At 33.2% G+C, this 12,365-nt stretch carries 13 protein-coding genes; 3 read left to right on the forward strand and 10 right to left on the reverse strand.

Annotation, left to right across the window (positions count from 1 at the left end):
* Positions 1-82: 82 nt before the first annotated feature.
* From AC1RRN_RS05800 to AC1RRN_RS05815, 4 genes are all read right to left on the reverse strand, one after another.
* Positions 83-1,411 carry an aldehyde dehydrogenase gene (locus tag AC1RRN_RS05800; protein ID WP_492966396.1) on the reverse strand — a complete coding sequence of 443 codons (1,329 nt, stop codon included), beginning with the start codon at positions 1,409-1,411 and terminating at the stop codon, positions 83-85.
* A gap of 76 nt (positions 1,412-1,487) precedes the next feature.
* The gene (locus AC1RRN_RS05805; protein ID WP_492966397.1) at positions 1,488-2,177 is read right to left on the reverse strand and encodes an RluA family pseudouridine synthase; all 690 of its coding nucleotides are present in this window, start codon (positions 2,175-2,177) and stop codon (positions 1,488-1,490) included.
* A gap of 191 nt (positions 2,178-2,368) precedes the next feature.
* Positions 2,369-3,187, reverse strand: coding sequence for a 3-methyl-2-oxobutanoate hydroxymethyltransferase (gene panB, locus AC1RRN_RS05810; protein ID WP_492966398.1), 819 nt, complete (start codon positions 3,185-3,187; stop codon positions 2,369-2,371).
* Positions 3,188-3,281: 94 nt separating this feature from the next.
* Positions 3,282-4,709 carry an L-serine ammonia-lyase gene (locus AC1RRN_RS05815; protein ID WP_492966399.1) on the reverse strand — a complete coding sequence of 476 codons (1,428 nt, stop codon included), beginning with the start codon at positions 4,707-4,709 and terminating at the stop codon, positions 3,282-3,284.
* Positions 4,710-5,028: 319 nt separating this feature from the next.
* Between AC1RRN_RS05815 and AC1RRN_RS05820 the strand changes: the two genes are divergently transcribed.
* Genes AC1RRN_RS05820 through AC1RRN_RS05830 form a run of 3 tightly spaced genes read left to right on the forward strand, consistent with a single transcriptional unit; the run spans position 5,029 to position 8,027 of the window.
* Positions 5,029-7,176, forward strand: coding sequence for a cation:proton antiporter (locus AC1RRN_RS05820; protein ID WP_492966400.1), 2,148 nt, complete (start codon positions 5,029-5,031; stop codon positions 7,174-7,176).
* 34 nt (positions 7,177-7,210) lie between these two features.
* Entirely contained in the window at positions 7,211-7,639 is a 429-nt protein-coding gene (locus tag AC1RRN_RS05825) for an SMI1/KNR4 family protein (RefSeq protein WP_492966401.1), read from the forward strand.
* 28 nt (positions 7,640-7,667) lie between these two features.
* On the forward strand, positions 7,668-8,027 hold the full coding sequence (locus tag AC1RRN_RS05830) for a VOC family protein (RefSeq protein WP_492966402.1): 360 nt from the start codon (positions 7,668-7,670) through the stop codon (positions 8,025-8,027).
* 4 nt (positions 8,028-8,031) lie between these two features.
* Here the strand turns inward: AC1RRN_RS05830 and AC1RRN_RS05835 are convergent, their stop codons facing one another.
* From AC1RRN_RS05835 to AC1RRN_RS05860, 6 genes are all read right to left on the reverse strand, one after another.
* A complete protein-coding gene (locus AC1RRN_RS05835; protein WP_492966403.1) occupies positions 8,032-8,712 on the reverse strand; it encodes a 2'-5' RNA ligase family protein in 681 nt (226 codons plus the stop codon).
* A 6-nt stretch (positions 8,713-8,718) separates the two neighbouring features.
* On the reverse strand, positions 8,719-9,087 hold the full coding sequence (locus AC1RRN_RS05840) for an iron chaperone (protein ID WP_492966404.1): 369 nt from the start codon (positions 9,085-9,087) through the stop codon (positions 8,719-8,721).
* Positions 9,088-9,302: 215 nt separating this feature from the next.
* Positions 9,303-9,770, reverse strand: a complete 468-nt coding sequence (locus tag AC1RRN_RS05845) for an SRPBCC family protein (RefSeq protein ID WP_492966405.1) — start codon at positions 9,768-9,770, stop codon at positions 9,303-9,305.
* Between the two features lie 114 nt (positions 9,771-9,884).
* Positions 9,885-10,466: an LOG family protein gene (locus AC1RRN_RS05850; RefSeq protein WP_492966406.1), complete on the reverse strand. Its 582-nt coding sequence runs from the start codon at positions 10,464-10,466 to the stop codon at positions 9,885-9,887.
* A gap of 80 nt (positions 10,467-10,546) precedes the next feature.
* Complete coding sequence (locus tag AC1RRN_RS05855; protein ID WP_492966407.1) at positions 10,547-11,065, reverse strand: GNAT family N-acetyltransferase; 519 nt, start codon at positions 11,063-11,065, stop codon at positions 10,547-10,549.
* 65 nt (positions 11,066-11,130) lie between these two features.
* Entirely contained in the window at positions 11,131-12,255 is a 1,125-nt protein-coding gene (locus tag AC1RRN_RS05860) for a lactonase family protein (protein ID WP_492966408.1), read from the reverse strand.
* Positions 12,256-12,365: the final 110 nt, after the last annotated feature.

The following is a 12,365-nucleotide window of genomic DNA, read 5'->3' on the forward strand; positions in this document are numbered from 1 at the left end:
AAATACTGAAACGTAAATATAATATTTTTAATCAATTACATATGATAATCTACAAAATATACACAAGTACATTTTTGTTTGGTTACATCCAGTCTAATAAGCGTTTTATAGAAGCCAGTTTATCTTTATAAGGAGCATATCGCATGGGAAGATCTAACCAGTTTCCTTTTTTGACAATGGCTTTATGATGAGAAAAAATATCAAAACTTAATTTACCGTGATAAGCACCAATTCCGCTATGACCAACACCTCCAAAAGGCAATCTTTTGTTTGAAAAATGAACAACTGTATCGTTAATACAACCGCCTCCAAACGAATAATTTTCTATAAGTTTTTTGGCGAAAGAATGATTTTCACTGAAAATATAAAAGGCGAGCGGCTTTTCATATTTGCTTATAACGTTGTGAATTTCAGCTTCGGTTTCATAAGTAAGAATAGGTAAAATTGGACCAAAAATTTCTTCTTTCATTACGGGACTATCTAGAGCCGGCTCTTCTATTAATGTTGGTGAAATAAATAATTTGTTAGCATCGGTTTCTCCTCCAAAAATTACTTTTTCACGTTCGATCATACTGTCTAATCGAAGAAAGTTTTTAGTGTTGATGATACGCGCAAAATCTGGAGATTTGTCCATTTTTTTGCCATAAGCTTTTATAATTTCGTCAATTAAAAAAGTAATAAAATTGACTTTCATGTTTTTCTGAATCAGAATATAATCCGGTGCGATACAAGTTTGGCCGGCATTTATAAATTTTCCCCAGACAATTCGTTTGGCGGCTAATTTTAAATTGGCCGTTTCGTCAATAACACAAGGATTTTTTCCGCCTAATTCTAGAGTTACGGGAGTTAGATTTTCCGCTGCTGCTTTGGCAACAACTTTTCCAACAGCAACACTTCCGGTAAAGAAAATATAATCCCAGCGTTGTGCCAGTAATTTATTAGAAACTTCAACACCGCCTTCGTGTACTTCAACATGATTAATATGGAAAGTCTTTTCAATAATTTTAGCAATGATTGAAGAAGTATGAGGAGTAAGTTCAGAAGGTTTTAAAACAACCCTGTTTCCAGCGGCAACAGCGGAAATAAGAGGACACAATGCCAATTGAAAAGGGTAATTCCACGGAGCTATTACCAAAACGTTTCCGTAAGGTTCTTTATAAATATAATCTGTAGAAGGGAAATTTAGAATGGATGGGAAAACACGTTTTCGACCTGCCCATTTGTGAATATTTTTGATGGTGTCTTTCAGGTCTGAGATAACATAATTTGTTTCTGTTAGAACAGCTTCAAATTCGGGCTTTTTAAAATCATCGTATAAAGCTTTTACAATTAAATCTTCGCTTTTTTGTATGTTGTACAATAACTTTTTAAGCGTTTCTTTTCTGTATCCGATATCGTTTTTATAGTCCATTTTTTGATCAACTTGTTTTTTTAGCCTATGCAAGTTAATCGATAAAATTTAAAAAATTAACAATTAAATCATAAAATCACAGCGCATTCCAAATTGTCTCGTCAGGAGTAGGAGCAATAATTGTTATATTCTCTTTTGAAACCGGATGAATAAAAACCAGTTTTCTGGCATGAAGATGAATGCCTCCGTCAGGATTGCTTCTGTCAAAACCATATTTTAAATCCCCTTTAATTGGCGATCCAATAGCAGCTAATTGTGCCCGAATTTGATGATGACGCCCCGTATGAAGATTAATTTCTAAAGCCACATAATTTTGAAGTTCTTTGAAAACAGTATAATCTAAACTGGCAATTTTACTATCCGGAACTTCTTTTAAATGTGCTTTTGAAGTATTATTTTTTTCGTTTCTTTTAAGATAATGAACCAATTTTGCAGTTGTTTGCTGAGGTTTATTCTTTACAACTGCCCAATAGGTTTTTTGCGTTTCACGATTGCTGAACATTTCGTTCATTCGTGTTAAAGCTTTACTTGTTCTGGCAAAAACAACAATTCCGGTTGTAGGTCGATCCAAACGATGAATCACTCCCAAAAACACATCACCAGGTTTATTGTATTTATCTTTAATATATTCTTTAACAATATCAGATAAAGGTTTATCACCCGTTTTGTCACCCTGGACAATATCACCCACACGTTTGTTTACCACAATGATGTGATTGTCTTCGTGTAGAATTTGGAGATTGTTTTTATCTGAAATTATTTTCATTTTAGAATTGCTTAGATTTTGGATTGAAAAGAATTCGGCTAAAGCCTTTTTATATGAATAAAAAAGTCCTCCAGCAAAAGCTGGAGGCTATTCAATTTTAAAACCTTTGTGCCTTTGTTGCTTAGAATCTTTGTACCTATAAAAAAGAAACCTTAGAATCTTAGCAACTTAGAACCTTAGTACCTTGAAAATTAATATTGCTCACTAGAATTAGGAAAATCACTAGATTTCACATCTGTCACATATTGACTGATTGCTGAGGTCATTTCCTGATATAAGTTTAAGTAACGACGCAAGAAACGTGGGCTGAATTCATTATTCATTCCTAACATATCGTGAATTACCAAAACCTGACCGTCAACGCCGCCTCCGGCACCAATTCCGATAACCGGAATCGAAATACTTTTAGCCACTTTTTCCGCCAAATCAGCAGGAATTTTTTCTAAAACTACTGCAAAACAGCCTACTTTTTCAAGCATTTTTGCATCTTCGATTAATTTTTCAGCTTCTTCTTCTTCTTTAGCACGAACACTATAAGTTCCGAATTTATAGATAGATTGTGGTGTTAAACCCAAGTGCCCCATTACTGGAATTCCTGCGTTTAATATTTTTTTAATTGATTCTTTAATTTCTTTTCCGCCTTCTAATTTTACAGCATGTCCGCCACTTTCTTTCATGATTCTGATTGCCGAACGTAAAGCTTCTTTTGGATCAGATTGGTAACTTCCAAAAGGTAAATCGACTACAACCAACGCTCTTTCGATAGCACGAACTACAGAAGAAGCATGGTAAATCATTTGATCTAAAGTAATTGGCAACGTCGTTTCGTGTCCGGCCATAACGTTTGATGCCGAATCTCCTACTAAAATCACATCGATTCCAGCTGTGTCAACAATTTTTGCCATTGTGAAATCGTAAGCTGTTAACATGGAGATTTTTTCTCCATTGCTTTTCATTTCGATTAATGATTTGGTGGTGATTCTTTTATAATCTTTTTTAGCAACTGACATTATAAGTAAGTTTTTTAGTTTTTTTGAATAGTTTTAAAAGTAGAAAGTACTTTTAAAACGAAAATTTTTTGACTGCAAAATTAAGTAATATATTCTAACAATCGGCCATATTGACTGCAATTGCCAATCCGCCTTCAGAAGTTTCTTTGTATTTAGAATTCATATCTTTTGCGGTTTGCCACATTGTATTAATCACTTTATCTAAAGGTACTTTTGCGTTTTTAGAATCAGTTTCAAGTGCTAATTCGGCTGCATTTATGGCTTTTATAGCACCCATTGTATTTCTTTCAATACACGGAATCTGAACCAAACCTCCAATCGGATCGCAGGTTAAACCTAAATGATGTTCCATAGCGATTTCGGCTGCCATTAAAACTTGCGCAGGAGTTCCGCCCATTAATTCGCAAAGTGCCGCTGCAGCCATTGATGACGAAACACCAATTTCGGCCTGACAACCGCCCATTGCTGCAGAAATAGTAGATCCTTTTTTGAAGATACTTCCAATTTCTCCCGCAACCATTAAAAATTGTTTGATTTCTTTTTCTCCGGCATTATGGTTTTCAATTACCAAATAATACATTAAAACAGCCGGAATTACCCCTGCGCTTCCATTAGTTGGAGCTGTAACGACACGACCTAAAGAAGCATTTACTTCATTTACGGCAAGTGCAAAACAGCTTACCCATTTTAAAATCTGGCGGAATTTAACTTCAGTCTTTCTAATTTCTTCTAACCAGGATTGTGGATTATTATAATTGGCAAGACCAATTAAATTCTGATGCATATCAAAAGCTCTTCGGCGAACATGTAATCCTCCCGGAAGAATTCCTCCAGTATGACAACCAATATACATACACTCTAACATCGTATTCCAGATACGCATTAATTCCGAGTGAATTTCTTCTTCGGGGCGCATCGATTTTTCGTTTTCATAAACAATTTCTGAAATAGATTTGTTTTCTGAAATCGTATAATTTAAAAGCTCAACAGCATTTTGAATCGGGAAGGGGAAAGCGCATTTAATTTCTTCTTTTATTTTGGCATTGGTACGTTCTTCCTTAACCACAAAACCGCCTCCAATAGAATAAAAAGTCGATTCATATTCAGAATCATCTGCTTTGTAAGCTGTAAATTTTAGTCCATTTGCATGAAAAGGAAGAAAGTCTTTATTGAAAACAATATCCTGAAGAAAGTAAAACGGAATCGTAACCTGATTCCCTAAAATGATTTCATTTTTGGTTTCAATCGTTTTAATAATTCCTGCAATATTGTCTACCGGAATGTATTCAGGATCCTGGCCACTTAAACCAAGCATAACAGCTAAGTCGGTAGCATGGCCTTTACCGGTTAATGAAAGTGAACCGTATAAATCAACTTTGACTCTGGTAACTTGTTCTAAAATAGATTCGTTTTTTAACTCTTCTAAAAAACGTTCAGCGGCGCGCCACGGTCCCAAAGTATGCGAACTTGAAGGGCCAACGCCAATTTTAAGCATATCAAAAACAGAGATACATTCTTCCATTGTGCAATTTTTATTAAGACAAAGATAATTGAATAATGCAATGATGTTTTATTTTTGATTGTTAATGTTGCATTTTTGTTAAAATAAATATTAAATATTAATAATTTGGCAAAGAAGTAAATTTAATTAGTTAATATAGGGCTTTCATAAAAAGTTCGGGAATTTTTTAGGTATTTTTGTAAATAAGCTATTACTAGAAAAGACTGCTCTTTTTAGTTTTTAATAATCGAAATAAACTGCAACTTTGGGTGTTTTGTCTGAATGCTGAAAATGTCTTTTTAGAACAATTGATATACCACACAGGAGCTAAAACCACATTATGATAGAATTTTTCAGGCATTTACTACAAGAGTTCGAATTACCACTTAATAATCCAGTATTGATTTTTTCGTTGATACTTTTTATCATTTTATTGTCGCCAATTTTACTGAAAAAAATTAATATTCCCGGAATCATTGGTTTGATTATTTCAGGTGTAATTATTGGCCCACACGGACTTAATATTCTGGCTAAAAATTCAGCCGTAGATTTGTTTTCAACAATCGGACTTCTTTATATTATGTTTATTGCAGGTTTAGAACTCGACATGAATGAGTTTAAAGCCAACAGAAATAAGAGTTTATTATTCGGTTTTTTTACTTTTATTTTTCCACTTTCAATTGGTTTTCCGGTTTGTTTTTATCTTTTAAAATATGATTTTAACGCCAGTTTTTTAACAGCGAGTATGTTTGCTACACACACTTTGGTGGCGTACCCGATCGTGAGTAAATTAGGAATTGCTAAAAATCAGGCTGTTGCTATTACAGTCGGAGGAACTATTTTGACAGATACTGCGGTTTTGATTATTCTGGCCGTCATTATGGGAAGCAGTCAGGGGAATCTGAATCAGGCTTTCTGGATAAAATTGACCATTTCATTAGCCATTTTCTCGGCTATTATGTTTTTAGTAATTCCACGAGTTGCAAAATGGTTTTTTAAGAAACTGGAAAGTGAAAAACATGCCCATTATATTTTTGTTCTTTCAGTGGTTTTCTTTGCAGCATTTTTAGCCGAAGTAGCAGGAGTAGAGCCTATTATTGGTGCTTTCGTTGCCGGTTTGGCATTGAATCCTTTAATTCCGCAATCATCAGCCTTAATGAACAGAATTGAATTTATTGGAAATTCGTTATTCATTCCTTTTTTCCTGATTTCTGTGGGAATGTTGGTTGATATCAGTGTAATTTTAAGCGGACCAACAGCTCTGATTGTAGCAGGAACATTAAGTGTTGTAGCTATTTTTGGAAAATGGACTGCAGCCTTTTTTACGCAAATCGTTTTTAAATACACAAAAACAGAAAGACAACTTATTTTCGGTTTGAGCAGTGCGCACGCAGCGGCAACTTTGGCTGTAATTTTAGTGGGATATAAAGCTGAAATTCTGGATGAAAATATTTTAAACGGAACTATTATTTTAATTCTAATTACTTGTATTGTAGCTTCTTTTGCCACAGAAAAAGCGGCGAAAAAAATTGCAATCTGCGAAGAAGAGATTTCTCATGAAGATGCTCATAAAGATCAGATTTTAGACGAACATATTTTAATTCCGCTTGCGAAAACATCTGCAACATCAAGTTTATTAGACTTTGCACTTTTAATTAAAGATAAAAAATCATCCAATCCGATTACTTTGCTGACGATTGTTCCGAATAACGATCAGGCTGAAAAGAATATTTTAAGATATAGAAAAGCAGTTGATAAATTCGTAATTCAGGGTTCGGCCTCAGAAGTAAAAATCAATACAATCGCCAGAATTGACCACAATCCCGCAAGTGGAATCGCCAGAACTTCAAAAGAAATTATGTCGGATATTGTGATTGTGGGATGGCCAAGAAAAACGGGTTTTCTGGATAAAATTTTTGGAGAAAACGTAGATTCAATTATCAATAATGTTGACAAGAGTTTATTTATTTGTCGTTTCCAAAAAACATTTATAGAAGAAAAGAGATTGGTTTTTATTTGCCCGCCTTTTTCTGAAAGAGGAGCCGGATTTCAACTCTTACTTCAAAAAATTTGCCGTTTGTCACAAGAATTAAGTGTGCCGATTGTAATTTATGCCGAGTATAAAACGCATCAAACCATTCAGCAAATTGCTAATAATTTAAAGCTAAATGCTAAATTAGGTTTTAAAAGTATTTTAGACTGGGATGATTTTGAAGCGATTTCAGATGAAATAAAACCAACTGATTTAATTGTTTTCAATTTATCCCGAAAAGGTTCTGTTTCATACCAATCTATCTTTGATAAATTGCCTCAAAAATTTGAAAGATCATTCAGCGAAAACAACTTGATTTTGGTTTATCCGCAAGATGATAACAAAGTAACTTCTATGGATGCTTATGAAGATTTTACCGCAACGCCATTAACAAAAGGTCTTGAAGCGATTGAACAAATTGGTAGAGGTTTGGGGAATATTTTGAAGAAGAGTTAAGGAAAAAGTTTCTAAAAAACTCTAAAACTAATTTATGGCTTACGATCTAAAAGAAATAATTGAAAAATATAGTTTCCTAAAAAGAGATGTAAATTCGACTGTTGAAGTAATTGATGTTGAATTATATTCAAAATTGAAACTCCCTGAAGATTATATTTTTTATCTTGAGAACTATCATGGAATCGATCAGTTTATTGGTGTTGAATTTATAAATCTTTGGAGTTTAGAAGAAATTATCGAATCCAATAAAAGTTATAATATCGTTGATAAATTAGCTCAGACGATTGGAATTGGATCAAATGGAAGTGGGGAATTTATTGGAATTAGATTAGATCAAAACGAAAATGTCAAAATAATTCTTTCGCCTTTTATTGATTTAAATACCAAATATCATATCGAAATTGGGACTTCTTTTACAGATTTTCTCGTTCGTCTTGATAAAGGAGTTGATTGGTTTTCTTAATTTTAATTAAATTTAAATTCTTCAGAAAATGCAACACAAAGTCCAATCCATACGACCATTTATCGGAGCCAAAGATTTCGAAATCTCCAGAAGTTTTTACCGTGATTTAGGATTTGAAGAAGTGGTATTAGATCCAAAATTTTCTGTTTTCAAAACAGGAAAAATTGCCTTTTATCTTCAGGATTATTATGCCAAAGAATGGATCGAAAATACGATGATTTTCTTAGAAGTTGATGATGTCGATCGTTATTACCAGGAACTTTTAGCTTTAAATCTAACAGAGAAATATGGAGTAAAACTAACTCCAACTCGTCATTTAGACTGGGGAAGCGAATGTTTTCTGCATGATCCGTCCGGTGTTTTATGGCATTTTGGGAAGTTTAAATAAAGAACTATAAATATAAATCGGCCAGATTTATTGTATTGTTTTTCCTTTGATACCAATCATTATAAACTAATTCGAGTTTGTCAACTGTAAATTCTCCAAAATCAAAATCTCGAAATTTTTCCACAACTTCCATTAATTTCTCCGGATTTTCTAGTTTTTCCTGAAATCTTAAAACTGTTGAATGTGAAGTTGCAATAGCATAGCGACTATCGATGCTTTGTTGTAAAGTTGATTTTTTGAAATTTTCACGCAATTTCTCCCGTAAATTATTTAAAGATTCATCAGTTGGAAAACCCTGAATCATTATTGCTGAAGGTGATGCCGTAACGCCTTTAAAATGGATTTTAATTTTATCTAAATCAATTAAACTTTTTTGAATGATTTCGATATACTCTTCATTCCTGATTTGATCCAAAGAAAAACCTTCATAACACGAAATAATTGACATTACCGTAATATGAATATCTGAATTGGGATAATAATATTGGTTGCAATCAACTTCTCTTAATTTGTCTAAAAACAACTGAATTTTATCTTTGATTTCATCGTTTGGACGGATCAAAAGCGTAATCCCGAATCGGGAATCCGATGCGTCGTTAATTTGGTCGTCAACCTTATAATTTCCTTCCAAAATAGTCTTGGAGGAATTTTTATAAAGCTGGTTGTAATGTTCTTGTAAATTCATTAAATTTTATTTCTTTTTTGCTTTTTCTAAATTTTGTTTCACTCTGAACTTTACAATTTTGGTAATTAAATCAAAAGGCATTGGTTGATTCAAAGGGAATTGTACAGAACCTTTTCCGGATTTATATTTTGAAAGGTCTTCCTGAAAAGCTTCATGACCGCTTGGCAAAGCATACAATCCAATATGATTTTTAAAAGCGGCAAAATAAACTACAATTCCGTTTTGCTCAAAAGCCGGCATCGAATAACTGATTTTCTCGGTAGCATCAGGCGCTGCTTTTTGAATTGTCACCCGCACTTTTTCCAAAATTTCCTGAACATCATTTGGAAAAGCGCCAATGTATTCGTCAATATTTACTGGTTTTTTTGTTTCCATTTTTAATGCAATTTATTCTAAAGAATTGGTTAAAAAATCTCTCGCAAAGTCGCAAAGTTTTGTTTCACGCAGATTTTGCAGATTTAAGCAGATTATTTCAGCCATTTTATCTTCTGTCTCAGATAAGAGCCTTTCCGACCTTGCGACTTTGTGTGCAAAAATAATCGCGAACTTTGCGAAAAATCTTTGCGAACCTTGCGGTTAAGTTCGCATTCTTAAGCAAGCCCTTTCGGAAACCTGTCCAAAACTAAATTCAATAAAATATGATGCTCTAAATACGCTTTTGCTCCGGCTAAAACCAAAGTGAAACCTTCAGTAGAATTACGAACCTGATCGATTATTTTATCTGAATCTCCCTTAAAACCTGAATTTGTTATGCTTACAAAAGTTTCATTTTCATCCAATGGAGTAAAAACCCACTCGACTAAAGTACTTTCTTCAGGGCTTCCCCATTCAATTACAATTTTTTTATTTTCCTGTAAAACATGCGTGGTTACTGAGAGTGAAAAACCATACATTTCCCAGGTCCATTCTGTTTTTTTATCTTGTTCTAATTTGCCGGAACCTTTTGTAAACCAAAATTTGCTTGTGATTTGCGGATCAATAAAAGCCTGAAAAACTTCTGAAACAGGTTTTCTAATAAGCATTTCGGCTTTAGCGAATTTATTATTTTCTGTTTTCATCTTTTTAATTGTGAAATGTGAGTTGTGAATTGTTTATAAGTGAAGATGTAAATATAATCCTAATTGTCTAATTTTGAAAGTATAACGCATTACACTTAACTCATAATTTATAACTCATACTTTCTCTTTGTCAATCCATTTTCCAACTGTAGGTGGTGTATAATTTTTCATTTGATTTAATAAGTCGTCAATGTTGTCGCTTACCAAAAGCATTTTTTGATTGGCTTCTTTTAATAAACCTTTTTCTGTCATTGTTTTAGTCAGTTCAATTAAAGAATCATAAAAACCATTGATATTCAAAATAGCGATTGGTTTTTTATGAAGCCCTAATTGTGCCCAGGTTAACATTTCAAAAAGTTCTTCGAGAGTTCCAAAACCACCCGGAAGCGCAATTACGCCATCACATAAATCATTCATTTTGGTTTTTCTTTCATGCATGCTTTCCACCAAAATTAATTCGGTTAAAGCTAAATGAGCAATTTCTTTTGAACGCAAAAAATTAGGCAAAACACCAATTGCTTTTCCTCCGTTATTTAAAACACCATCGGCTACAGCGCCCATTAAACCTACGTTTGCACCACCGTAAACCAATTCTATATTTTCTTTGGCTAAAGTTTGACCAAGTAATGTAGCTTGCTCTGTATAAATTGCTTCGGTACCAAAACTGGAACCGCAGAAAACTGTTATTCTTTTCATTTGTTTAGTGTTAGATGTTAAAAGTTAGAGGTAAAATGTTATAATAGTTTTTTCACATTTTGCATCTGACAATTCACAATTCATAATTTTCGAAGTTCATATTCAAAATAAGGTACTTCAATGCCATTGATGTTAAACATCATATCATTGATTTTTTCGGCTCCAAGTTTTAAAACGGCTTTTTGAGAACGGAAATTTTCTGCTCCAACGTGAAAAAGAATCGAATTAACATGCTGAAAAGCGTAATCTATCAATAATTTTTTGTTCGATTTATTATACGGACCACCCCAAAATTTTCTTGTAATAAATGTATAGCCAATTCCAACGCTTGATTTTTCGGGATTGTAGTCATAAAAACTGGTTGTTCCCATTATTTCATTTGTTTGTTTATCGAGAATTAAGAATGGGCTTTTTGTAATTATGATTTCAAAAAAAGTTTTAAAACCTTCTCTTTGATATCGGTCTTTAACAGGATTCTGTTCCCAAATTAGTGGGTCGGAAGCGGCTTCAAATAATGCTTCAAAATGTTTTTCTTCTAACGGAATTAATTTCGTGATTTCATTTTCTAAAAAATCTGGTTGTAAATTGAAATTATTCATTGTCATAATTTTTAGTTTTTAGTGGTTAATAACACAAAGTTTGTCATTTGTAAAGTTTTTTCAAATCAAATTCTCTTAACCTGAACACAAGAAACATTTTCCATTTTAATTTCATTTCCTGTTTTCTTGAGTAAACCTGTTTTTTGATTTCTTTTAAAAACCACCACATTACCAGAATTTACGTTTGTAGCAACAAGAAATTTACCACTTTCATCAAGAGCAAAAATTCTTGGATGTTTTCCTAAAGTTGACTGATAACCAATGTTCTTCAAAAGACCATTTTCATCAATAGAAAAAATCGCGATGTTGTTTTCTTTTCCACGATTTGTGGCATACAGAAATTTTCCGTCAGGCGAGATATGAATGTCTGAGCTTTCAAAACCTTCCGTTATTTTATCCGAATGTGTATTGATTCTTTGAATCTTTTTTAATGCTCCATTATCGTATTGATAAACACTAATTGCACCAGCCATTTCTTCAATGCAATAACCAAATTTCTGATTCGGATGAAATGTGAAATGCCTTGGCCCGGCTTCTAAATCGGTTTTAGTAAACGGATTTTCTGTTTCAACCAAAGGTTGTTTCAGGGTTTCATCAAAACGATAGCAACGTATTTTATCTGCCCCTAAATCGGGTAAAAATAAGTAATCATTTTGAGGTGAAAATACAGCCGAATGTACATGCGATCTCGTTTGTCTTTCTTTATGAACACTTCCGTCTGTATATTGAAAATTCTGCGAAAGCGAATCTATTTTTCCATTTTCTAATATCGGATGAATGGAAACACTTCCTTCCGTATAATTGGCATTCACCAGCCATTTTCCGCTTTTGTGAACCGAAACATAAACCGGATTTTCGCCACCACTTTTTTGTTTGTTTAAAAAAGTTAAGGTTTTATTTTCCGGATTAAATTCAAAACTACTGACATTTCCGTCATTTGGTGTTTTCGTTTCGGTGCAGGCATAAACGTATTTTCCGTTTGGAGAAATGGTTAAATAGGACGGATTTATGACATTTTTTGCCGAAGTCACTTTAGTCAGTTTTCCTTTCAAAGTATCTAATTGATATATCTGAATTGATTCGGCGCTTTTATCTTTGTTATAACTTCCCAGGAAAACATAAGTATTTTGGGAAAATAGATTTAAAGTTACCAGAAAGGCAATCGCTAAGAAGTTGATTTTTAGTTTCAAAGTTATTTTTTTGTTTCAGGTTAAAATGAGATTTTTTACCACAGAGGGCACTAAGATTTTTTTTCAATTAGTATGTTTACAAACACAAAGTTCACAGAGCTTAATCTACA

It is taken from the genome of Flavobacterium sp. GW821-FHT11G01 (assembly GCF_058808175.1).